The organism is Bradyrhizobium sp. USDA 4461 (assembly GCF_054055655.1).
In genome coordinates this window covers 7482395-7506495 of record NZ_JBSRXM010000001.1, presented here as the reverse complement: position 1 = coordinate 7506495, position 24101 = coordinate 7482395, and the positions used below count along the sequence as shown (strand labels likewise).

At 63.7% G+C, this 24101-nt stretch carries 15 protein-coding genes; 7 read left to right on the top strand and 8 right to left on the bottom strand.

Annotated elements, in window-relative coordinates:
* Positions 1 to 127 precede the first annotated feature (127 nt).
* Positions 128 to 688: a DUF3617 domain-containing protein gene (locus tag ACVINW_RS35375; protein ID WP_456755561.1), complete on the top strand. Its 561-nt coding sequence runs from the start codon at positions 128 to 130 to the stop codon at positions 686 to 688.
* A gap of 10 nt (positions 689 to 698) precedes the next feature.
* Here the strand turns inward: ACVINW_RS35375 and ACVINW_RS35370 are convergent, their stop codons facing one another.
* Entirely contained in the window at positions 699 to 1142 is a 444-nt protein-coding gene (locus tag ACVINW_RS35370) for a hypothetical protein (protein ID WP_456755560.1), read from the bottom strand.
* A gap of 238 nt (positions 1143 to 1380) precedes the next feature.
* On the opposite strand from ACVINW_RS35370, the gene ACVINW_RS35365 reads away from it, so the two are divergent.
* On the top strand, positions 1381 to 12498 hold the full coding sequence (locus ACVINW_RS35365; protein ID WP_456755559.1) for a beta strand repeat-containing protein: 11118 nt from the start codon (positions 1381 to 1383) through the stop codon (positions 12496 to 12498).
* A 68-nt stretch (positions 12499 to 12566) separates the two neighbouring features.
* Here the strand turns inward: ACVINW_RS35365 and ACVINW_RS35360 are convergent, their stop codons facing one another.
* From ACVINW_RS35360 to ACVINW_RS35330, 7 genes are all read right to left on the bottom strand, one after another.
* The gene (locus tag ACVINW_RS35360) at positions 12567 to 13580 is read right to left on the bottom strand and encodes a transglutaminase-like cysteine peptidase (RefSeq protein ID WP_456755558.1); all 1014 of its coding nucleotides are present in this window, start codon (positions 13578 to 13580) and stop codon (positions 12567 to 12569) included.
* A gap of 216 nt (positions 13581 to 13796) precedes the next feature.
* Positions 13797 to 15047 carry an HlyD family type I secretion periplasmic adaptor subunit gene (locus tag ACVINW_RS35355; protein ID WP_456755557.1) on the bottom strand — a complete coding sequence of 417 codons (1251 nt, stop codon included), beginning with the start codon at positions 15045 to 15047 and terminating at the stop codon, positions 13797 to 13799.
* A gap of 12 nt (positions 15048 to 15059) precedes the next feature.
* Positions 15060 to 17153, bottom strand: a complete 2094-nt coding sequence (locus ACVINW_RS35350; protein WP_456756574.1) for a type I secretion system permease/ATPase — start codon at positions 17151 to 17153, stop codon at positions 15060 to 15062.
* A gap of 345 nt (positions 17154 to 17498) precedes the next feature.
* Positions 17499 to 19112, bottom strand: a complete 1614-nt coding sequence (locus tag ACVINW_RS35345; protein ID WP_456755556.1) for a TolC family outer membrane protein — start codon at positions 19110 to 19112, stop codon at positions 17499 to 17501.
* A 368-nt stretch (positions 19113 to 19480) separates the two neighbouring features.
* Positions 19481 to 19930, bottom strand: a complete 450-nt coding sequence (locus tag ACVINW_RS35340; protein WP_456755555.1) for a hypothetical protein — start codon at positions 19928 to 19930, stop codon at positions 19481 to 19483.
* 140 nt (positions 19931 to 20070) lie between these two features.
* The gene (locus tag ACVINW_RS35335) at positions 20071 to 20607 is read right to left on the bottom strand and encodes a LabA-like NYN domain-containing protein (RefSeq protein ID WP_456755554.1); all 537 of its coding nucleotides are present in this window, start codon (positions 20605 to 20607) and stop codon (positions 20071 to 20073) included.
* 95 nt (positions 20608 to 20702) lie between these two features.
* On the bottom strand, positions 20703 to 20981 hold the full coding sequence (locus ACVINW_RS35330) for a hypothetical protein (RefSeq protein WP_456755553.1): 279 nt from the start codon (positions 20979 to 20981) through the stop codon (positions 20703 to 20705).
* A gap of 98 nt (positions 20982 to 21079) precedes the next feature.
* On the opposite strand from ACVINW_RS35330, the gene ACVINW_RS35325 reads away from it, so the two are divergent.
* From ACVINW_RS35325 to cpaB, 5 genes are all read left to right on the top strand, one after another.
* Positions 21080 to 21649, top strand: a complete 570-nt coding sequence (locus ACVINW_RS35325; RefSeq protein WP_456755552.1) for a hypothetical protein — start codon at positions 21080 to 21082, stop codon at positions 21647 to 21649.
* A 368-nt stretch (positions 21650 to 22017) separates the two neighbouring features.
* Positions 22018 to 22233 (top strand): hypothetical protein, encoded by a 216-nt coding sequence (locus ACVINW_RS35320; RefSeq protein WP_456755551.1) that lies wholly within the window; start codon positions 22018 to 22020, stop codon positions 22231 to 22233.
* 124 nt (positions 22234 to 22357) lie between these two features.
* On the top strand, positions 22358 to 22573 hold the full coding sequence (locus tag ACVINW_RS35315) for a hypothetical protein (RefSeq protein WP_456755550.1): 216 nt from the start codon (positions 22358 to 22360) through the stop codon (positions 22571 to 22573).
* Between the two features lie 55 nt (positions 22574 to 22628).
* Complete coding sequence (locus ACVINW_RS35310) at positions 22629 to 23135, top strand: A24 family peptidase (protein WP_456755549.1); 507 nt, start codon at positions 22629 to 22631, stop codon at positions 23133 to 23135.
* Between the two features lies 1 nt (position 23136).
* Positions 23137 to 24099: a Flp pilus assembly protein CpaB gene (gene cpaB, locus ACVINW_RS35305; protein ID WP_456755548.1), complete on the top strand. Its 963-nt coding sequence runs from the start codon at positions 23137 to 23139 to the stop codon at positions 24097 to 24099.
* Positions 24100 to 24101 lie beyond the last annotated feature (2 nt).

The following is a 24101-nucleotide window of genomic DNA, read 5'->3' as shown; positions in this document are numbered from 1 at the left end:
GTCGTAGCCAAAAGGGCGAGTGTTTACCTGACCTTAACGCGAAGTGTTCTGAAATGACGTCAGGCTGGGCGTGCTTCGAGCCGAAGTCACGCGAAGCGCATCGTGCGGCCGATTGAGGATTCAACACATGGTATCGCGTGAGGACTTCGGGCACTCGAAGGTCTGCGCATGCACGCTTGGCGCCGTGATCGCACTTGCCGTGTCCTTGCTTGCGTCGCACGGCACCGCGGCCGAGGAAAGCTTCAACGGGCCGACCTTCCGCAAAGGCATGTGGCGCTTCGTGCGGACGATGGAGCTGGTGTCGCCGTCGAACGGGCGGCAGAAGCTGCTCGAGCGCGAGATGACCCGCTGTGTCGACCCGACCCAGGCGATGAAGGCGACCTTTTCGTCACCGTCGATCGGAAACTGCCATTCATCGAGGCCGGAGAAGATCAGCAACAAGTACATCTTCTCCAACCGGTGCGACTACATGGGGCCGGTCTCCACCGTCATCACGGTGCTGAGCGATGAGGCCTACACCGAAGTCAACGAGGTCCACGGTCAGGCGCCGCGGATGGATCGGGTGGTCGCCCGCCGGATCAGCGATTGCCATGAGGAAAGGGCGCAGCTTGGCCAGCCGGCCGCTGCTGCACCGAGCGACGTCTCACGCGACGTGGAGCAGGAGACCGCTGAGGGCGATCCGCTCTAACGCCGCGCCGTCAGATCTTCTGCTGGTTGCCCGGCCCGCTGACCTTGACGGTGATCTTCTGAATTTCGGTGCGGCCGCCCTGGTACTTGACCTCGATCGTCAGGGCGTCGTCGCCAAGGAATTCCGGCGGCGCCTTGTAGAAGGCGACATAGGCCGGCACCTCGAGCGCCAGGCAGGCCTTGTAATTGGTGGCCTTGGCCTTCGCCGTCTTCATCACGACCTTTCCCGCAGTGGGCGGCGTGACCAACCTGATGGTTGGCAATGGCCCCGACGTGCAGTCAGGTAACACATTGAGGTAAATGCCGATTTGGGTGTCCCGGTTGGCCAGGGTGCGGACCTGGCGTTCGACCGTGGTCTGCTGTGGGACGGGCGTCGGTGTTGGCGCTTGCGCGGATGCCGCGCCGGCCATGCCGCCAAGCAAAATGGCGGCGCATCCCTGAAGAATCACCCGCATCGGCCACTCCAAAATCGTCGGCAACATGAAATTGGGCCGGGCGGCCAGACCGCCTTTGGGCCGAGCCAATTCGGCTAAGCCGTTGTTCTTGCAGCCTCGACCTGTTCGATCTTTACCACACTCGCAGGGAAAGCATTGATTAACCAAATACATTTCTTGACCGGGGGGAGGGTTAACAATAGCCTAAAACTAAATTTTTCTACAATTTTTCCTCTAAACGCATTTTGCGGAGTTGATAATGCAGGGTTCGTTTCAGGTCGCTCAGGCTACCGGCACCGGCAATTCCACCAATTCGGCTCCCGTTCGAATTTACAAGCTGACCAAGCCGCTGACCGATCAGGCAGTGGTCGTCAACCTTGGTTACGACCAGAAGGCGAAGGTCGACTTCTCGTCGATCGCCAACGAAAAGATCACGCTGGTTCATATCGGCGAAAAGCTGATCATCCTGTTCGACAACCAGTCGACCGTCACGGTTGAGCCGTTCTTCGACTCCCGCGCGGATCACCAGAGCAACATCACGATCGAGATGGCGCCCGGTCGCGACGTCTCGGTGCAAGACTTCGCAAGCCTGTTCCCGATCAGCACGGATGGCTCCGTCTTGCCTGCGGCCGACAATGGCGGCAACTCGAACGGCAATGCGCAGGCGAGCGGAGCGAATTTCAGTCCGTTTGCGGTGGATGATCTCGGTCCCGTCGGCACCAACGCGTTGGCTCCGCAGGAAGAGCTGCCGGGCTTCACCGACACGCCGCCGACCGGCTTCGTGCTCAACCAAGAAGTTCCGAAGCCCACCATTTCGCTGGGCACCGCGCCGGATCTTACGGTGGACGAGAGCTTCCTGACCGTTGCGACCAATGGCATCGCAGGTTCCGGACTGGGACCGGCAGGTTCGACCGTGGCGACGGGGCTGATCCCGTTCTCGATCACCGCGGCCGGCGGCGAGAAGTCGCTGACCTTTGCGCTGTCGATCAGCGCGCCAGGCGTCGATACCGGTCTGATCGATTCGCAGACCGGCAATCACGTGTTCCTGTTCGTGGAGAACGGGCAGGTTGTTGGCCGGGAAGGCGGCCAGAACGGCCTCGCTGACTTCACGATCTCCGTGGACGCGACCGGCCATATCACGCTCACCGATCTGCGCTCGATGCACGAGGGCAGCGGGGAAGTGGGCGGCGACATCAACGAAGGTGTGCATCTGCCCGCCGGAATGGTGACGCTAACGGCGACGGTGACGGATAACAGCAACCAGACCGCGACAGCGCAAGCCGATGTCGGGCCGCATCTGACGTTCCTCGACGACGGTCCGGCGATCTCGCTGAGCGGGACGACGAGCGCGCTGAGCACTTTCGAGGCGTACCTGTCGGCTTCGACCAATGCCGGCATCAACGGCTCGACGCCGGATGCGTCGCCGACCCAGGGCCATGCGCTGGACAAGGAGAACTTCGCTGGCGCGTTCACGGTGGTGGCCGGCGCCGATGGCGCAACCACAAGCTATGCGCTGAGCATCGCGGGCAACGGCACTGCGACCAACCTGATCGACAGCGCCTCCGGCCTCGGCGTCGTGCTCGATCAGACCGGCAACACGATCTCCGGCTATGTGACCGGCCATGAGGGCCAGGCGGCGTGGCTGGTATTCACGCTCACGGTCAACACCGTGACCGGCGACGTGACGCTGACGCAAGATCGTGCGGTGCACGAGAACACCGCGTCGAGCCCGGATACCCATGAAGGCATCAGCCTGACCGGCGGTCTGGTGACGCTGACGGCAACGGTCACCGACAATGACGGCGACAGCGCCAGCCAGAACCTCGATCTCGGCACGCATATCACGTTCCACGACGATGGCCCATCGATCTCACTGAATGAGACGGTCAGGTCGCTAAACACCTATGAGGCGTACCTCTCGGCAGCGACCAACGCCGGTATCAACGGCTCGACGCCGGACGCCGTGCCGACCCAGGGCCACACGCTCGACACCGAGAGCTTTGCTAGTTCGTTCACGGTCGTGACCGGCGCCGACGGCGCAACCACGGCCTATGCGCTGAGCATCGCGGGCAATGGCACCGCAACCAACCTGATCGACAGCGCCTCCGGCCTCGGCGTGGTGCTCGACCAGGCCGGCAACACGATCTCCGGCTATGTGGCCGGCCATGAGGGCCAGGCGGCGTGGCTGGTGTTCACGCTGACGGTCAATACCGCGACCGGCGACGTCACGCTGACGCAGGATCGTGCGGTGCACGAGAACACCGCGTCGAGCCCCGACACCGGTGAAGGCATCAGCCTGACCGGCGGCCTAGTGACCTTGACCGCGACCGTGACTGACAAGGACGGCGACAGCGCCAGCCAGCACATCGACCTCAGCAGCCACGTCACGTTCCACGATGACGGCCCGTCCGTCACGCTGAGCGGGACAGTCAATTCGCTGAACACCTATGAGGCATATCTGTCGGCTGCGACCAATGCCGGCGTCGACGGCTCGACGCCGGATGCAGTGCCGACGCAGGGCCATACGCTCGATACCGAGAGTTTTGCCAGCGCGTTCACCGTCGTGACCGGTGCCGACAATGCGACCACAGCCTATGCGCTGAGCATCGCCGGCAATGGCACCGCGACCAATCTGGTCGACAGCGCCTCCGGTCTCGGTGTCGTGCTCGACCAGGCCGGCAACACGATCTCCGGTTATGTGGCCGGCCATGAGGGCCAGGCCGCCTGGCTGGTGTTCACGCTCACGGTCAACACTGCTACCGGCGACGTCACGCTGACGCAGGACCGTGCGGTGCACGAGCTTACCGCGTCGAGCCCCGACACCGGTGAGGGCATCAGCCTGACCGGCGGCCTGGTGACGCTGACGGCAACGGTCACCGACAAGGACGGCGACAGCGCCAGCCAGAATCTCGATCTCAGCACGCATGTCACGTTCCATGATGATGGTCCGTCGATCGCGCTGACGGGCAAAGTCGGCTCGCTGAACACCTATGAGGCGTACCTGTCGGCCGCGACCAATGCGGGCGTCGACGGTTCGACGCCGGATGCCGCGCCGACCCAAGGTCATGCGCTCGACACCGAGAGCTTTGCCGGTGCATTCACCGTCGTGACCGGCGCCGACAATGCAACGACCGCCTATGCGCTGAGCATCGCAGCCAACGGCACCGCGACCAATTTGATCGACAGCGCCTCCGGTCTCGGCGTGGTGCTCGACCAGAGCGGCAACACGATCTCCGGCTATGTGACCGGCCATGAAAACCAGGCCGCCTGGCTGGTGTTCACGCTCACGGTCGACCCGGCGACGGGCAATGTGACGCTGACGCAGGATCGCGCGGTGCACGAGCTCACCGCCTCGAGCCCGGACACCGGCGAGGGCATCAGCCTGACCGGCGGTCTGGTGACGTTGACGGCGACGGTGACCGACAAGGACGGTGACAGCGCCAGCCAGAACCTCGATCTCAGCTCGCATGTCACGTTCCATGATGATGGTCCGTCGATTGTGCTCAGCGGGAACGTCAACTCGCTGAACACGTATGAAGCGTATCTGTCGGCTGCGACCAACGCGGGCATCGACGGCTCGACGCCGGATGTGGTGCCGACGCAAGGTCATGCGCTCGATACTGAGAGTTTCGCCGGCGCGTTCACCGTCGTAACTGGCGCCGACAATGCGACCACATCCTATGCGCTGAGCATTGCAGCCAATGGCACCGCGACCAATTTGATCGACAGCGCCTCCGGTCTTGGGGTCGTGCTGGACCAGACCGGCAACACGGTGTCCGGCTATGTGACCGGCCATGAGAACGACCCGGCCTGGCTGGTGTTCACGCTGACGGTCAACACCGCGACCGGCGACGTGACGCTGACGCAGGATCGTGCGGTGCACGAACTCACTGCCTCGAGCCCGGACACCGCCGAAGGCATCAGCCTGACCGGCGGCCTGGTGACCTTGACCGCAACCGTCACCGACAAGGACGGCGACAGCGCTAGCCAGAATCTCGATCTCAGCCCGCATGTCACCTTCCATGATGACGGCCCATCAATCTCGCTGAGCGGGAACGTCAACTCGCTGAACACGTATGAAGCGTATCTCTCGGCCGCGACCAATGCGGGCGTCGACGGTTCGACGCCGGATGCGGTGCCGACCCAGGGTCATACGCTCGATACCGAAAGCTTTGCAGGCGCGTTCACCGTCGTGACTGGCGCCGACAATGCGACGACAGCCTATGCGCTGAGTATCGCAGGCAACGGCACCGCAACCAACCTGATCGACAGCGCCTCCGGCCTCGGCGTGGTGCTCGACCAGGCCGGCAACACGATCTCCGGCTATGTGGCCGGCCATGAGGGCCAGGCGGCGTGGCTGGTGTTCACGCTGACGGTCAATACCGCGACCGGCGACGTCACGCTGACGCAGGATCGTGCGGTGCACGAGCTTACGGCCTCCAGCCCGGACACCGGCGAGGGTATCAGCCTGACCGGCGGCCTGGTGACGCTGACGGCAACCGTCACCGACAAGGATGGTGACAGCGCCGCCCAGAACCTCGACCTCAGCAGCCACATCGCGTTCCACGATGACGGCCCGTCGATCTCGCTGAGCGGGAACGTCAACTCGCTGAACACTTATGAGGCTTATCTCTCGGCTGCGACCAATGCCGGCATCAATGGTTCGACGCCGGATGCCGTGCCGACCCAGGGTCACACACTCGACACCGAGAGCTTTGCCGGCGCGTTTACCGTTGTGACCGGTGCCGACAATGCAACGACCGCCTATGCGCTAAGTATCGCTGGTAACGGCACCGCGACCAATTTGATCGACAGCGCCTCTGGCCTCGGCGTCGTGCTCGACCAGACCGGCAACACGGTGTTCGGCTATGTGACCGGTCATGAGAATCAGGCCGCTTGGCTGGTGTTCACGCTGACGGTCGACCCGGCTACGGGCAATGTGACGCTGACGCAGGACCGCGCGGTGCACGAACTCACTGTGTCGAGCCCCGACACTGGTGAGGGCATCAGCCTGACCGGCGGCCTGGTGACGCTGACGGCAACGGTCACCGACAAGGACGGCGACAGCGCCGCCCAGAATCTCGACCTCAGCAGCCACGTCACATTCCATGACGATGGTCCGTCGATTGGACTGAGCGGGCGAGTTGGTTCGTTGAACACCTTCGAGGCCTATCTGTCGGCCTCCACCAATGCCGGCATCGACGGCTCGACGCCGGATCTGGTTCCGACCCAGGGCCATACGCTGGATACCGAGAGCTTTGCCGGCGCGTTCACGGTGGTGACCGGTGCCGACAATGCAACGACCGCCTATGCGCTGAGCATCTCGGCCAACGGGGTCGCGACCAATTTGATCGACAGCGCCTCTGGTCTCGGCGTGGTGCTCGACCAGAGCGGCAACACGATCTCCGGCTATGTGACCGGCCATGAAAACCAGGCCGCATGGCTGGTGTTCACGCTCACGGTCGACCCGGCGACGGGCAATGTGACGCTGACGCAGGATCGTGCGGTGCACGAGCTCACCGCCTCGAGCCCCGACACGGGTGAGGGTATCAGCCTGACCGCCGGCCTGGTGACCTTGACCGCGACGGTGACCGACAAGGACGGCGACAGCGCCAGCCAGAATCTCGATCTCAGCTCGCATGTCACGTTCCATGATGATGGTCCGTCGATCTCGCTGAGCGGGAACGTCAACTCGCTGAACACCTATGAGGCCTATCTGTCGGCGGCGACAAACGCGGGTATCAACGGCTCGACGCCGGATGCGGTGCCGACGCAAGGTCATGCGTTGGACACCGAAAGCTTCGCTGGCGCGTTCACCATTGTGACCGGCGCCGACAATGCAACGACCGCCTATGCGCTGAGCATCGCAGCCAATGGCACCGCGACCAATCTGATCGACAGTGCCTCTGGTCTCGGCGTGGTGCTTGACGAGACCGGCAACACGATCTCCGGTTATGTGACCGGTCATGAGAACCAGGCCGCGTGGCTGGTCTTTACGCTCACGGTAGACCCAGCGACGGGCAATGTGACGCTGACGCAGGATCGTGCGGTGCACGAACTCACCGGCTCCAGCCCGGACACCGGCGAAGGCATCAGCCTGACCGGCGGCCTGGTGACCTTGACCGCGACCGTGACCGACAAGGACGGCGACAGCGCCGCCCAGAACCTCGACCTCAGCAGCCACATTACGTTCCACGATGACGGCCCGTCGATCTCGCTGAGCGGCAACGTCAACTCGCTGAACACCTACGAGGCGTACCTGTCGGCTTCGACCAATGCCGGCATCAACGGCTCGACGCCGGATGCTGCGCCGACCCAGGGTCACACGCTCGACACCGAAAGCTTTGCCGGGGCGTTCACCGTCGTGACTGGTGCTGACAATGCCACGACCGCTTACGCGCTGAGCATCGCGGGCAATGGCACCGCGACCAACCTGATCGACAGCGCCTCCGGTCTTGGCGTCGTGCTCGATCAGACCGGCAACACCATCTCGGGCTATGTGACGGGCCATGAGAACCAGGCGGCGTGGCTGGTCTTTACGCTCACGGTCGACCCGGCGACGGGCAATGTGACGTTGACGCAGGATCGTGCGGTGCACGAGCTTACGGCCTCCAGCCCGGACACCGGTGAGGGCATCAGCCTGACCGGCGGCCTGGTGACGCTGACGGCAACCGTCACCGACAAGGATGGTGACAGCGCCGCCCAGAACCTCGATCTCAGCACCCATGTCACGTTCCACGATGACGGCCCGTCAATCTCGCTGAGCGGACGGGTTGGTTCGCTGAACACCTACGAGGCTTATCTGTCGGCGGCGACAAACGCGGGTATCAACGGCTCGACGCCGGATGCGGTGCCGACGCAAGGCCACACGCTCGACACCGAGAGTTTTGCCGGCGCGTTCACCGTTGTGACCGGTGCGGACAATGCAACGACCGCCTATGCGCTAAGCATCGCAGCCAATGGCACCGCGACTAACCTGATCGACAGTGCGTCCGGCCTCGGCGTGGTGCTCGACCAGACCGGCAACACGATCTCCGGCTATGTGACCGGTCATGAAAATCAGGCCGCCTGGCTGGTGTTCACGCTGACCGTCGACCCGGCGACGGGCAATGTGACGCTGACGCAGGATCGTGCGGTGCACGAGCTCACTGCCTCCAGTCCGGATACCGGTGAAGGCATCAGCCTGACCGGCGGCCTGGTGACCTTGACCGCGACCGTGACCGACAAGGATGGCGACAGCGCCAGCCAGAACCTCGATCTCAGCACCCACGTCACCTTCCACGACGACGGCCCGTCGATTGCGTTGAGCGGACGGGTTGGCTCGCTGAACACCTATGAGGCGTATCTGTCGGCTTCGACCAATGCCGGCATCAATGGCTCGACGCCGGACGCAGTCCCGACCCAGGGGCATGCGCTGGACACCGAAAGCTTCGCCGGCGCGTTCACGGTCGTGACCGGTGCCGACAATGCGACCACCGCCTATGCGCTTAGCATTGCGAATAACGGCGTCGCAACCAACCTGATCGACAGCGCCTCCGGCCTCGGCGTGGTGCTGGACCAGACCGGCAACACGATCTCAGGCTATGTGACCGGGCATGAAAACCAGGCCGCCTGGCTCGTGTTCACGCTGACGGTCGACCCGGCAACCGGCAATGTGACGCTGACGCAGGATCGTGCGGTGCACGAGCTTACGGCCTCGAGCCCGGACACCGGCGAAGGCATCAGCCTGACCGGCGGCCTGGTGACGCTGACCGCGACGGTCACCGACAAGGACGGTGACAGCGCCAGCCAGAACCTCGATCTCAGCACGCATGTGACCTTCCATGACGACGGCCCGTCAATCTCGCTGAGCGGGAACGTCAACTCGCTGAACACCTATGAGGCCTATCTCTCGGCCGCGACCAACGCCGGCATCAACGGCTCCACGCCGGACGCGGTGCCGACCCAGGGTCATACGCTGGACACCGAAAGCTTTGCCGGCGCGTTCACCGTCGTGACCGGCGCCGACGGCGCGACCACGTCCTATGCGCTGAGCATCGCGAATAACGGGGTCGCAACCAACCTGATCGACAGCGCCTCCGGTCTTGGCGTCGTGCTCGACCAGACCGGCAACACGATCTCCGGCTATGTGATGGGCCATGAGAACCAAGCCGCCTGGCTGGTCTTTACGCTCACGGTCGACCCGGCAACAGGCAATGTGACGCTGACGCAGGACCGTGCGGTGCACGAGAACACCGCGTCGAGCCCCGACACCGGTGAGGGCATCAGCCTGACCGGCGGCCTGGTGACGCTGACCGCGACCGTCACCGACAAGGACGGCGACAGTGCCGTCCAGAACCTCGATCTCAGCACGCATGTGACCTTCCACGACGACGGTCCGTCGATCTCGCTGAGCGGCAACGTCAACTCGCTGAACACCTACGAGGCGTACCTCTCGGCTGCGACCAATGCCGGCATCAACGGCTCGACGCCGGATGCGGTGCCGACGCAGGGTCACACGCTGGACACCGAGAGCTTTGCCGGCGCGTTCACCGTCGTGACCGGTGCCGACAATGCAACCACGGCCTATGCGCTGAGCATCGCTGGCAACGGCACCGCGACGAACCTGATCGACAGCGCCTCCGGCCTCGGCGTCGTGCTGGACCAGACCGGCAACACCGTATCCGGCTATGTGACCGGCCATGAGGGCCAGGCCGCGTGGCTGGTGTTTACGCTGACCGTCAACACCGCGACCGGCAGCGTGACGCTGACGCAGGACCGCGCGGTGCACGAGCTCACCGCCTCGAGCCCGGACACCGGTGAGGGCATCAGCCTGACCGGCGGCCTGGTGACGTTGACCGCGACGGTGATCGACAAGGATGGCGACAGCGCCAGCCAGAACCTCGACCTCAGCAGCCACATCACGTTCCACGATGACGGCCCGTCGATCTCGCTGAGCGGCAACGTCAACTCCCTGAACACCTATGAAGCGTATCTGTCGGCGTCGACCAACGCCGGCATCAACGGCTCCACGCCGGATGCGGTGCCGACGCAAGGTCATGCGCTCGATACCGAGAGCTTTGCCGGCGCGTTCACGGTGAAGACCGGCGCAGACGGTCAGCAATCATTGACCTATGCGCTGAGCATTGCGAATAACGGGGTCGCGACTAATCTGATCGACAGCGCCTCCGGTCTCGGCGTCGTGCTCGACCAGAGCGGCAACACGATCTCCGGCTACGTGGCCGGCCATGAGAATCAGGCCGCCTGGCTGGTGTTCACGCTGACGGTCAACCCGGCGACCGGCAGTGTGACGCTCACGCAGGACCGTGCGGTGCACGAGAACACTGCCTCGAGCCCCGACACCGGCGAGGGCATCAGCCTGACCAACGGTCTGGTGACGCTGACCGCAACCGTGACTGACAAGGACGGCGACAGCGCCGCCCAGAACCTCGACCTCAGCAGCCACATTACGTTCCACGATGACGGCCCGTCGATCTCGCTGAGCGGCAACGTCAACTCGCTGAACACTTACGAGGCCTATCTGTCGAGTTCGACCAACGCCGGCGTCAATGGTACGACGCCGGATGCGGTCGCGACGCAGGGCCACACGCTGGACACCGAGAGCTTCGCCGGCGCGTTCACCGTGAAGACCGGCGCGGATGGTCAGCAGTCGCTGACCTATGCGCTGAACATCGCGGGCAACGGCACGGCGACCAACCTGATCGACAGCAACTCCGGTCTCGGCGTCGTGCTGGACAAGAGCGGCAACACGATCTCGGGCTATGTGGCCGGCCATGAGGGCCAGGCGGCGTGGCTGGTATTCACGCTGACGGTCGACCCGGTGACGGGCAATGTGGCACTGACGCAGGATCGTGCGGTGCACGAGAACACCGCCTCGAGCCCGGATACTGGCGAAGGCATCAGCTTGACCAGTGGCCTGGTGACGTTGACGGCGACGGTGACCGACAAGGACGGCGACAGCGCCAGCCAGAACCTCGATCTCAGCACCCACGTCACGTTCCACGATGACGGTCCGCATTTCGGCACGATCGACAACGGGATCATCGCGGATGTCGCGGGGCTGTCCGTCACGGGCAACCTGCCCGTGATCTCCGGTGCCGACGGTTTCGGTGCATATGCCTTGACCCTCGCCGGCGACACACCGCCGGCGGGCCTGACGTTCGACGGCCAGGCCGTGCATTACTCGATCGACGCATCGGGGCACACACTGACCGCCTATGTCGGCGCGGCTCCGTCGGCAGCCAACGACATCTTCACGCTGACCGTGGATCCGACGACCGATCACTACACGTTCACATTGCTCGAGCCCTTTACTGCGGTGACGACCGAGAATGTCGGCGGTTCGAGCGCCTTCGGCTCGGGTCCGTCTCAGGAGCAGGTTCTGACCTCGGGCGCCGACCAACTGGCGGTTATTTCGGGCACCGCCTCCGGCGGCGGCCAAGGCAGTGTGAACGGATCTACCGTTGGCTGGGGTGTCGGCAACAACAACTTCGATCAAAACGAGAAGATGCTGTTCGACTTCACGAGCGGTGCGAGCGCCAGTCCGGTTCACAACGCAGCGTTCGTTCCTCCGGGACCCGAATCTGTCGCCAACTACACCTTCTCCGGTTACAAGGCCGGGGACGACATCCACTACGTCGTGTCCTATTGGGACGGTGTACACACGGCGTCGATCACATCGGTGTCCGGTGATTTCGATCCGTCCGCGCACGCCTCGATTGCCAACGAATGGTCGACGCCGGCAGCGCCCGCCGGCATGCAGCTCTACACGGTCCAGTTCACGGACGTGACGGGCAGCGGCAAGGTCGACCTGGTCAGCGTCGGAGTTGAGTCGACGGTAAATCTCTCCGAGAATCTGAGCTTCAACGTGGCGACGATTGACGGTGACGGCGATACGGCCTCCAGCACCATCAATATCAACATCAATGGCAGCACGACCCTTCAGGGTACGGCGGGCAATGATGCGATCCAGGGCAGCTCCGCCAATGAGACCCTGATCGGCGGCGGCGGCAACGACAGCCTGACCGGTGGTGGCGGCAACGACATCTTCGTCCTGCCGGGTTCGGGAGGCGGACACGACACGATTACCGACTTCTCCGCCCTGGCCGACAAGATCTTTGTCGATGTCGCCAGTCAGAACCTCACGATCGGCACGTCGACCGCGATCACGGCGGGTCAGTTCACGTCGTCGGCGACGACCGGCGGAACAGAGAATGCGGCGACCGCCTGGAACGAAAGCGCCAGCACCAACAAGTTCTTCTTCAACAATACGACGGGAGAGCTCTGGTATTCGGCCAATGGCACCGGCAGCGACAAGGTGGACCTTGCCCATGTGAGCACCGGCGTGCCGGCGGCGGCGAGCATCCATACGTTCTAGGCCGCGCCAGCCCTAAAAAGAGAAGTCCGCGGAGGCCAACTCCGCGGATTTTTGTTGGATCGGGGCCGCTACATCAGTACGGGCAGAAAGCCCGGGAGCGGGTCCGCGGCCTCGAGCGGCTCCATGCCGGTCCATTCGGCCTCTGCCGCATTGGCGGCCGCCGGTGTGGCATCGAGCTCGTCGCCGAGCGGCAGTCGCTTGGCGTAGGGCGCTGCAAAGAGCTGGACGCCGTGCTCGTTGATCGCAAACATCGGCGTGAAGTTGCCGAGCTCGCCGTCGTCGATCAGCTCGGCGCGGCGGCTGTCGAGGATCAGCCAGCGGCCGTCGAGCCGCGCCGCCAGCACCGCATGATCCTGCCGGATGGCGCGATCGCGGCCGAGCACCAGGCGCAGCTCTTCACGCGGGAAGCCGGCTTCGCTGAGCGCGATGTATTTTGCGATCGCGTAGTCCTCGCAATCGCCCTTGCCGGTCGCGAAAGTGGCGAGCGGGGCGGTCCAGCGGTCGGCTTCGCCATGCTGTGCGAAGTCGCTGACATAGCGGATCGCCTGGTTGACGGCGCGGTTGGCCTCATCCAGCCGGTCGCGTCCGGACTTGGACTTGACCGCGTTGATCAGGCGGAGGAATTGCGCGGCATTGGGCGGGCAGGCGGCCGCGTTCTCGCGGCAATGCGCGAGCACGGTCTGCTCTTTGGCGAGATCGGATTCGAGGCCGCGCCATTTGCGCCACAGGCCGTTCTCCGGTGCGCGGAACGTGAACAGGCCGAACGGCTCGGCGCCGACAGGCGGCAGCGGTTTCGCCGCGGGCGAGGCGTCGGTCGCGGTGTTCGTCGGCGTCAGCGCGGCGGTGCGAAGCGCGTTCGGGCCGCGGCCACGCTGCCGGTCGAGCTTGGCCAGCACGTCGGTGATGGTGAAGAAGGTGGCCGGCGGGCGGTTCGATGCGGCGTCCGCCGTCGCCGTAAGCTCGCCGGCGGAGCTGCCGAGAGACAGTTCGTCCGCGGCAAATGCGGATGAGGCTGCGCAAAGACTTATTGAAAGTGCAGCCACGGCCATGACCGCCGACGAGGCAATCTTCAGCGACTTCATATGACGTCCCCAATACCGGGGACCGTCAACGTCTGTGCGCCGATCTGCGTCCCCGCTGTTATCGGGGCGCAGACTGACGCCTTGGCCGCTTAAGCGGAGTTAAGTGGAGGGGCTGCCGCCTGGCATTGTCGGAAAGGCGGTCAATCCAGGGTTTGCCGGTTCGTTCGAAATTGAACGACCGCAGGTCATAAACGGGTAACCATGCGCGGGCCGCGATCAGCGTTCGCGCAGGGCCTCGTCGCGCAGCAGGCGGGCCGGCTTCACGATGTAGTCCAGCACGGATTTTTCACCGGTCAGCACCTCGACCGTGGTCACCATGCCCGGAATGATCGGCAGCGGATGCTGCTCGGTGCCGAGATGGTTCTTATCGGTGCGCACCATGACCCGATAGAAGGTCTCCGGACGTTCGGTCTTCTCCGCCTTGTCGTCGACGATGGTGTCGGCGCTGATGCGTTCGACCTTGCCCTTGAGCGATCCGTAGACCGAGGAATCATAGGCGCTGATCTTCACCACCGCGTCCTGGTCCGGACGGATGAAGGCGATGTCCTGCGGACGGATCCGTCCCTCCACCAGCAGCGTGTCGTCCAGCGGAACGATGTCCATCAGATTGGCGCCGGGCTGCACGACGGCACCGATGGTGCTGATGTTCAACTTGTTGACGATGCCGTGGACCGGCGCCTTCAGGTCGGTGCGGCGCACCCGGTCCTGGGCGGATTTGATGTTTTCGTCGAGCACGGCGAGGTCGGCACGCGATTTGGCCAGATCCTCGTCGGCCTGCGAACGGAACGACGCGGTGATGTTGGCGATCTTCGATTGCGCCTCGGCCAGTTGCCCCTTCATCTCGGTGGCCTGCCGATCGAGCCGCAGCATCTCAATCTCGGGCACCACCTTCTGCTCATACAGCTTGCGGGTCAGGGTCTGCTCGCGTTCCAGAAGCTTCAGCGAGCCGGTGAGGCGGGTGACCTGCTGGTTGAGCACGTCGATGTCCTGCGCGACCTTCTGGCCCCGCATCTTGAACACGCTGGTCTCGGTCGCGACCGCGGCAGGAACCATCTTGTCGAGATCGTCCGGGAAGGTGAGCTCGCTACGTCCGCGCGCCTCGGCGTCGAGGCGGGCTACCCGCGCCGCCATCGCCGCGCGGCGCTCACGGATCTCACCGAACTCGGAAGCGAACTTGGTGTCGTCGATACGCATCAGGGACTGGCCCTGCTGAACGATGTCGCCTTCGCGCACCAGGATGTCGCCGACGATGCCGCCTTCGAGCGATTGCACCACCTGCATCTGCCGCGACGGCACGACGCGGCCGCTGCCGCGCTTGACCTCGTCGAGCACCGCGAAATGCGCCCAGACCACAAACGTCGCCAGCAGCGCGCAGGAGGTCCACAGCAGCATGCGTGAGGTGCGGGGCGTGCGCAGCAGCGCCGCGGACCGGATGTCGTTTGCGAAAGCAAAATCGGAAGACGCCATAATATTCGCTCGTTATGCAGATTTCGGCTGGATCGTATTCTCGGGCGACGGCGGCGTGGACGCGGGCTTGCCCTGGAGCAAGGCGAGCACCTTGTCGCGCGGGCCGTCGGCAACCAGACGGCCATTGTCGAACAGCAGCAGGCGATCGACCATGTTGAGCAATGACAGACGATGGGTCGAAATGATGATCGTCATGCGCTCGTCGCGGAGCCCCTTGAGGCGCTCGAGGAATTCCTGCTCGCTGCGAATATCGAAATGCGCCGTCGGCTCATCGAGGAACAGCACGCGGGGCTTGCGGATCAGGACACGCGCGAGCCCGATGGCCTGCTTCTGGCCGCCGGACAGGCTGCGGCCGCCTTCCGAGATCGGCATGTCATAGCCCATCGGATGGCCGGCGATGAAGCTCTCGACGCCGGAGAGCCGCGCGGCCAGCAGGATTTCCTCGTCGGTCGCCTCCGGCTTGCCGAGGGCGATGTTGTCGCGCAGCTTGCCGTAGAAGAGGTCGGTGTCCTGCATCGCAAAGCCGATGCCGGCGCGCAGGTCCGAAGGATCGTATTGGCGCGAGTCGACGCCGTCGACCATGATCCGGCCTTCCTTCGGCTCGTAGAATCCGAGCAGCAGCCTGCCGACCGTGGTCTTGCCGGATCCGACCCGGCCGATGATGCCGACCTTTTCTCCGCCCTCGATCTTGAAGCTGACTTTCTCGAGCGCGTTGCCCGGCGCGTTGGGATAGGCGAACGAGACGTTCTCGAAAGCGACCTTGCCGTCGTCGATCCGCCTAGCGACGTAGGATCGGGTCGGCGAGCGTTCGCGCTCGATCGACATGATGCGGTCGATCGCCTTGAGCGACGACAAGGTCTGCGTGCCCTTGGTGATGACCGAGGCGATGCCTGCGATCGGCGCCAGGATGCGGCCGGCGAGCATGTTGGCCGCGACCAGCGCGCCGACGCTCAGCTTGCCGTCGAGGATCAGGAAGATGCCGACGATCACCATCAGCAGGCTGGTGATCTGCTGCGCGGTGCTCGCGCTGGTCAGCGACATCGACGACCAGAAGTGGACGTCCTCGCCGGACCGGGCGGTCGCCGCGACCGAGCGCTCCCACAAGGTCTGCATGCGGGCCTCGGCGCCGGTCGCGCGGACGGTCTCCAGGCTCGACAGCGACTCGACCAGCACGCCGTGCCGGGCGGCGGATTCGGCTTGCAGGCGCTTCATCGCACGATCGAGCGGACGCTGCAGCAGAAAACCGATCAGCATGACGAGCGGGAGCATGATCAGCGGGATCCAGGCCAGCGGCCCGGCGATGATGAACAGCACCCCGACGAACAGGATGGCAAACAGCAGGTCGGTCGCCGAGACCACGCTGCCGGAGGTGAAGAATTCGCGCACCGAGTCGAAGTCGCGGAGCTGATTGGCGATGATGCCGACCGAGGTCGGCCGCTGCGCCATCTTCACGGCCATTACATGCTCGAAGATATTGGCGGCGAGCACGACGTCGATGGTCTTGCCCGTGACGTCGATCATGCGGCTGCGGACCATGCGGAAGATGAAATCGAAGACGATGCCGAGCCCCATGCCGATCGAGAGCGCGATCAGGGAGGGGATCGCACCGTTGGGGATGACGCGGTCATAGACGCTCATCGTGAAGAGCGGGGTCGCCAGCGCCAGGACGTTGGTCAGGAAGGCCGCGATCGCGATGTGCCCGTAGCTGCGCCAGTGCGCCTTCACGACCGACCAGAACCAGTGGTTCCTGGGGATGTCTCCTGCGGCGACGGTGCGCGCATCGGCCTGCGCTGCGCTTCGCACCAGAAATGCGTAGCCGGTATAGTCCGCAGCGAGCGAGGCGATGCCGGCGATGCGCGGGGTCTGCGGTGTCGCCGGCTCGACGATCTTGATCGACTTGTTCGCCGGGTCGACGCCGAGCAGGATGAGCGCGGAGCCGTCCTTCATGATGAGGACGGCCGGCAGCACCAGCGCGGGAATGTCCGCAATCGCGCGCTTGACGGCCTCGGTCTCAAGGCCCGCACGTCGCGCGGCGCGGTCGTAGAGCGAAACCGACAGGCGTCCATCCGTGATCGGAAGTCCGCCGAGCAGCGCTTCGCGGCTCACGGCGCGGCCGTGATGGGCGGCGAGATAGGTTAGCGATGCGGTGAGGGGATCGTCGCCGAGCGTGCGCGGCCGGCTCGTCGCGGCAGCCGTTGAAGTTGAATCATCTGACGGGGAGCGGCCGGCATCAGCCACCGCGCTGGGGGTTCGAAACAACAACTGAAACCTCGATAACCAAAATGGAAATGCAGAAATCGCATTCAACGATTGCTTGGAGACTACAACAAACAGCGAACAAAATCAGCGAAACTTGCTTTAAGTATTAATACGGGAATCGAAAGGGCCCCTTCTGGGGCCCTTTCGGAAGTCATGGTCCTGATCTTAGCCCTGGTTTTGGCCAAGTGGCGGCTATTGCGCGGAACTCGGGAAGGCCGACAGCAGCCAGTGCGGCCTGGTGGACGCATAGGAGCTGGCATTCGCCGTGACCGACGGGTCGGCGTAAATGACGTTCGGACCGTCAGCGGCATTCTTCTGCTGTTGCATCCATTCCGCGGATCCAGGCACCGAAGCCGTCGTCGTCGAACCGGTGAAGCGGTCCGCAAAGCCGTTATCCTTCGGCTGAACTGCGGCATAGCCCTTGTAGCCCTTGGCGGGGCGGGCAGCGGCAGTGGGGGCCGGAACGGCGACCTGCAGCGGCTCGGAGCCGGTCTGCGGCAGGTTCACGCGCAGGGTGGGGAACGAGTAGCGCGGCAGGCCAATCGACAGCATGTCGGTCGGCGCCGCATCGACCGGGGGCGGGGCCTTCAGATACTCGATCAAGGTGCCCATCGCGGCCAGCAACTGGTAGTCGGCGAAAACGACCACGCTGCGGGCCGAGGTGAGCGAGACCGACGCGTTGAAGAACTGGTTCTGTGCGTTGAGCAGATCGATCAGGGAGCGCTGGCCGAGCTCGTATTCCTTCTGGAATGCCGCGATGGTCTTGCGGTCCGCTTCCAGCTGACGGGTCAGAGCCGAAATGCGCGTGGCCGTAATCGTACGGGCATTCCACGCCTTGTCGATCGACTCATAGGCGTCGCGCTGCAAGCGCGCGTGGCGCATGGTGGCTTCGGTATAGCGCTCGGCTTTCTCCGACCTGTTCCAGGCATCCTGGCCGCCGCGGAAGATGTCCCACGACATCACCACCTTGCCGCTGTAATCCTCATGGGTCACGGCAGGGCTTCCCGGCGCCGTCACGTATGGGAATGAATTGTCGTAGTGGGTGGCGCGGCCCTCGAGGTAGAATTTCGGGCCGAACGTTCCGTCGGTCGCCTTGAACGCATGCTTGGCGGCGTCGGCGTCGGACTGGGCCGCGGCGATGGTCGAATTGAAGCGCAGCGTGGTCGCCAGCGCTTCGTCGCGGCTGCTCGGCAATCCACCGAGAGGGGCGGGGAAGCGGACGTTGATCGGCTCGAGCCCGACGACCTTGCGGTACTTCGCCCGCGCGTCATCGAGGCTGCGCTGGAATTCCGCGAGCGCCGCACGGGCGGCCTCGACGCGTTCCCGCGCCTGCTCGAGGTCGCCTTCGCCGGCCCGGCCGCCGGAGAAGCGGGAGTTCACGTTTGCAAAGATCTTCTCGTGATTGGCGACGTTCTGCTGGGCAAGGCTCACCAGGCGGATGTAGCGCACGACGTCCATGTAGCCTTCGGCGGCGTCGAGGGCGAGCAGCTCGGTTCGTTCCTTGACGCGCGAGGCCGCCGCATTGACGCGCGCGGTCTGGCGCCAGACGTCATAGATCGACGAAAAGCCGTCCCACAGCAGCTGGCGCACGACCACCGATTCCTGGCTGCCATTGCGCCACGGGCCTGAACCCACGGTCGGCGTCTGCACGGTGTTGATGACGCCGGGCGGCTGATCGAATTTCTCCGGACCGTAGCTGGCGTCGACGCGCACCTGCGGCAGCAGCGTGCTCTGGGTTTGTCTCAGCTCGCTTTCGGTCGCACGCCGGTTCGCGGAAGCCTCGCCCACGCCCGGGTTGGTCAACATGGCCTGGCGCAAGGCATCGTTAATGGAAAAGACCTCGGCACGCGCTGACGTTGCCGCCAGGCAGAGGCACGCAATTACCGTGTATGCCGATCTCATAATTTCCGCCCCTACTCACAAAAATATTACGTAAGAATCTGCGGAAGGCTAACAGCGGATGGTTCCGCAACCTATGACATTTCAGCCACACAATGGCTCTAAGTGGGATCGTCATCGCTGCGGATGGGCGCGCGCGAATCCAGATATCTTTATTAAAATCCAATGGTTTGGCGGCAATTTTGGCTGCAAGTCGGAGGCGTGCCGACCGGCAACACTGGCGACCAGAACAGGGAAGATCGGTTAAGCCTGCCTTAATAACGGCCGGTCATCGCCTACTGCTCCCGACAGCTCGCAAGGTAGGCTGCAACGAAGGGCGTGGCCTTCGAGTCGGACGAGGGGGCCTCCAGGCGGCTGGTCAGCTTGTAGAGCGACTTGCTGCCAAAATAGAACCGGTAGATCTCGGCAGTGGACTCGTCGACGCGGGTTGCGAAGATCGATGACGCGGTCCGATGGGCGGCGGCGAAGACATAGGTCGTGAGCTTCGCTGGCTTGCCTTCCGCCGCGACCGACGTTCCCCAGGTGACCGTGAAAGTTTCGCCATCGATCACCACGGCAGGCCGGACCGTCTCCAGATCGTCCTCGATCCATTGAATGGTGTTGCCCGAGGCGCCGGGCTCGACCCGCTTGCCCCGCGGTGTGTCACAGGTGAACCTGGAAGAAGCTGCTGTCGCCACGCTCGTCGTTGCCAGCAGCAACACCAGGCAGCCGACCGACCGCCACATTGGTTCTTCCCTCCCCAGTTGCGTTCGGATCATAGTGAAGTCTCGAACCGCGCTGCGCAACTCGGTGATGTACGGACAGCAGCACCGCGCTCCTGTTTGCAGGCGAGCCCGGCGGGTGAGGTCGGGAGGCGCTTACGTCGTCACTCCGGCGCAATCGGATGCGGCGGGCGCTCGATCGATTGCCTGAGGCTCTCGAGTTCGACGAAGGCGTCGGCGTGCCTGCGAAGCTCATCGGCGATCATCGGAGGCTTGGTTCGAATGCTGGAAATGACGGTGACGCGCACGCCCATCCGCCGGACAGCTTCGACTACGGCGCGCAGGTCGCCATCGCCGGAGAACAGGAATGCCTGGTCGATGCGCGGCGCGATTTCCAGTGCGTCGACCGCGAGCTCGATGCCGATGCTGCGCTTCATGCGCCGCCGTCCGTCGCCGTCGTCATGCTGCTTGGCCGACTTTCGTCGGACCGCATATCCATTGTAGTCGAGCCAATCCACCAGCGGCCGAAGGCTGCTGAACTCGTCATCGTCTCTCACGACCGTGTAGAAATAGGCGCGGACGATTTGCCCGTGCTTGCCGAACTCCGTGAGCAAGCGCCGGAAGTCGACTTCGAAGCCGAGGTTCTTGACCGTGGTGTGCAGGTTCGCACCATCGATGAAGAGTGCAATACGATCGGTCATCTCGAGCCCCATGACGCCGGATCAGTCGATGTACGCTTTGGTTCTTGAAATTCCTTGGGGCGCGCACGGTGGCGCCCCTGTTGAAATGCCTGATCCTAAAGCAAGGACTCGGCGGTGATGAAGCGGAAAGTTCCGCCAGCGCGATGGAGGTATCTCATCCAGCGCATGCTGATCCGGCCGCGCAGACGCCTGTCGCCAGGCAAGGTTGCTATTGCCTGCGCAGCCGGAATGCATTTACCATCAACGAGCTGACGTGCCGCTTGTGCCGGGCGATATTTGAGACGATCACTTGATTTTGCGGATTTGGTTTTTCGAAGATTGGAATTTTTATCGCTAGAGGAGGGGACGGTTCTGCGCCCCTGATGCACAGACATCTTTATCCTTGCTTGCGGGCGTGACCGAAGGAGGTACGTCGATCGGGTTAGTTTGCCGTCAGATCAGCGATCAGGCCTGGTTGAAGCGCGCGAGATGCGTGGTCGTCCTTTCGCTCTGCATCCTGCTGTCTTGTTGCGGCGCTGCGCGGCAGGCCAACGAAAAGGATGCGGGACCGGCAGCTGACCCGACAACGGAGACGGCAGCAGCGGCGGCCGAGCCGACACCAGCGGCGACAACGACACCGGCGCCGCCCCCGGAAGTGACAAGCAAACCGTCAACAGCAGCGGAAACGGTCAATCTGAGCGGCGCGCTCGTAGAATGTCGCAATAGCTTTCCGGATCAGATTGCGCAGGCTGTGGCGAGGGCGGCTTGCGTGATCAAGGCAACCGAACCGGTGCGGCCGCTGTTGCCGTTTCCCGACTTGCTCGATCGGGAGAACGCCCTGCGCAAGACGCTGGCCGAGCAGGTTCAGGCAAGGACAATCTCCCTGCTCGAGCGAAACATCCAGATCCAGAAGCTCCATGCGCAGCTGCTCGAGGAAGAGCACAGCCGGCTGCCGGCCGCAGCGGCGGACGCGAACAAGGTGCCGCTGGCGGTCACGCAGTGGCGGCAATCCAACGGGGAGAGTTGCGGGCGGCTCGGAGGGGATTCCGGGACGTGCTATTGAGACGGTCGATCCCTGTAAGGACAACCGGCGGGAACTTTGCGAAGCCGGATCGTGGCGCTGCCACCGTCGGCCTCGTTCGCGCGACGGATTCGTCGGTATCGCGCTCTGGATGTGCGGTCACCGTATTCGCACGGAGCGGGCAGGCTGAAATGTCGCGAAATACCAAAACGCCTATGATTTAAGGCGTTTCGTGCGACCAGTCTCGGATTGCCGCGGCCGAACAGGGCGCCGGCCGCGCCGCAGGTAGGGTTAATAAACGATTACCAATCGACAGATTTCTCGCGACGCATTATAAGAAAATCCTAGTTGGCCTTGGATTTTGCCCTGCCAACATATTGCGTAAATTTCATGTAAAGGGATATTTTCCTATGTTGAAGCTCTACATCCAGACCACCGAAGCCTTCAAGCGCCTCCGTTCCGACACGGCCGGCGTCGTGTCGTTCGAGTACGTGATCGTCGCTGCCTGCATCGTCGCCGCGGTTGCCGCTGCGTTCGGTACGACCGCTGGCGGTGGCATCGGAGCGGCTCTGACCTCCGCGATCGGCAAGATCACCGCAGCCGTCAATACCGCGACCTCCGCCTGATTGCCTCTGGCCGATCGGTCAAGTCTGCGCTGGTCTTACGACAAGACGCCGTCGGCGGTTTCATCTGCCGACGGCGCCCTGAAATCATTCAAGACATTCATTGCCTGAACAGGGATTAAGCCCAATGTCGACGTATTACTTTAAAGTGAAAGACGTCTTGAGAGTTTTGCGCACGGACGAGGCCGGGGTCGTGTCGTTCGAGTATGTGATCGTTGCTGCTTGTATCGTAGCTGCAGTGGCCGCAGCGTTTGGCACGACTGCTGGCGGAGGCATCGGATCAGCACTCACCTCCGCAATCGGCGCGATCACGACTGCAATCAATACTGCTGTCTCAGCCTGATTAGCCAGAGATTGGGGCACCGCAAAGTGCCCCGCTTTGTCTGAGGCAAATTTTGATGAACTGGATTGCATCCACGACCTCGTGTCTGGAAATCGCGTTGTTGTTGTATGTCGCAACGATCGATATCGCGACACGGTTGATCCGAAACGAAATCTGTCTGGCGCTGGCGCTTCTCGGGATCGCCGGTCAATTGGCCACCCCGACGCAGATCGGCCAGTCGCTGATCGTCACTGCAATTCTGTTTCTGCTGCTCTTCGTGATCTATCAGCGGGGAGCGATCGGCGGCGGCGACGTCAAGTTGCTGGTTGCCCTGGCGATCGGTCTGCCGCTGACCGGTGTGATCGAGTTGCTGACGGCGACCGCATTGGCCGGTGGCGGTCTAGCCGTCGTGCATCTGATGATGCGCCGCCTGCCAACTCCGCGGCTGGCACCCGCTGGGTCGTCACTGGTGCGCCGGATCTACGCGGTCGAACGCTGGCGGCATTTGCGGCATGCGCCGCTGCCTTACGGGGTCGCGATCGCATGCGGCGGTATCTGGACCATTTTGAGCAAGGGATTTTGATATGTCATCCGCATTGCGAGTCTCGATCATCATGGTGCTGTTGCTTGCAGCCACGGCACTCGGAATCATTGCGTTCAACCTGAACCAGCCGAAAGACCTGGTCGTTGCGCAGGTTGCGGAAAAGCCGGCGGCTGCGCCGGCGACGGTTGGCTACTTTGTCGCGACACGTCCGCTGTCGAAGGGCACGCTGGCGCGCGACGAGGACTTCGCGATCCGCCAGGCGGCGCCGAATCGCGTGCCCGCCGGGGCGATCCTCGAAACGCCTGACACCAAGGCAGGACTTCCCGGCTCCCTGGTTCGCAAGTTCGTCGACACCGGCAGCGCCATCACCCTGGAGGACATCCTGCGTCCGAAGGATCGTGGCTTCCTCGCCAGCGTGCTGGCGCCCGACAGCCGCGCCATCAGCATCAAGGTCGACGAAGAAACCGGCGTCTCGGGCCTGATCCGGCCAGGCGACAATGTCGACGTGGTCTTGACCCAGGTGTTCGAGAAGGCCGATCCGATGAAGCGGGCCGTCAGCGAAACCGTTCTGTCGAACGTGCGTGTCATTGCGATCGACCAGGAAATTGCGCAGGGCGGCCGCCCGCTCACCAATGCCGTCCCCGGCAAGACGGCGCAGACCGTCTCGCTGGAGCTCAAGCCGAGCCAGGTCAAGAAGGTCGCCGTCGCCAAGCAGCTTGGAACGCTCTCGCTCGTCGTCCGCGCCGCCGCCGAGCAGTGGGATAAGGCCGACACCGGGGCGACCTCGAGCTGCGACGTGTCGCCGGAGCTGGCGCGCCAGAGTGCGGTCGCCGGCCAGAGCACGACGATCGCGATCTATACCGGCAACGAGGTCAAGCAATATTCGGTCAGGAAGCAGGATGTCGACGATGACGCCCGTGTGAACTGCGACGGAGCGTTCGGGGCCGAGGCGCAGACGACGGCGGCGGCCAGTGATATCGGCAAGGGTCCGGAGAAGCGTTGATG

Coding starts and splice junctions, on each gene's coding strand:
- ACVINW_RS35330 (WP_456755553.1), bottom strand. CDS start 20,981: ATGTCTGTGCATCAGGGGCGCAGAACCGTCCCCTCCTCTAGCGATAAA.
- cpaB (WP_456755548.1), top strand. CDS start 23,137: ATGTCATCCGCATTGCGAGTCTCGATCATCATGGTGCTGTTGCTTGCA.
- ACVINW_RS35365 (WP_456755559.1), top strand. CDS start 1,381: ATGCAGGGTTCGTTTCAGGTCGCTCAGGCTACCGGCACCGGCAATTCC.
- ACVINW_RS35320 (WP_456755551.1), top strand. CDS start 22,018: ATGTTGAAGCTCTACATCCAGACCACCGAAGCCTTCAAGCGCCTCCGT.
- ACVINW_RS35315 (WP_456755550.1), top strand. CDS start 22,358: ATGTCGACGTATTACTTTAAAGTGAAAGACGTCTTGAGAGTTTTGCGC.
- ACVINW_RS35345 (WP_456755556.1), bottom strand. CDS start 19,112: ATGTTGACCAACCCGGGCGTGGGCGAGGCTTCCGCGAACCGGCGTGCG.
- ACVINW_RS35370 (WP_456755560.1), bottom strand. CDS start 1,142: ATGCGGGTGATTCTTCAGGGATGCGCCGCCATTTTGCTTGGCGGCATG.
- ACVINW_RS35355 (WP_456755557.1), bottom strand. CDS start 15,047: ATGGCGTCTTCCGATTTTGCTTTCGCAAACGACATCCGGTCCGCGGCG.
- ACVINW_RS35375 (WP_456755561.1), top strand. CDS start 128: ATGGTATCGCGTGAGGACTTCGGGCACTCGAAGGTCTGCGCATGCACG.
- ACVINW_RS35340 (WP_456755555.1), bottom strand. CDS start 19,930: ATGTGGCGGTCGGTCGGCTGCCTGGTGTTGCTGCTGGCAACGACGAGC.
- ACVINW_RS35335 (WP_456755554.1), bottom strand. CDS start 20,607: ATGACCGATCGTATTGCACTCTTCATCGATGGTGCGAACCTGCACACC.
- ACVINW_RS35310 (WP_456755549.1), top strand. CDS start 22,629: ATGAACTGGATTGCATCCACGACCTCGTGTCTGGAAATCGCGTTGTTG.
- ACVINW_RS35360 (WP_456755558.1), bottom strand. CDS start 13,580: ATGAAGTCGCTGAAGATTGCCTCGTCGGCGGTCATGGCCGTGGCTGCA.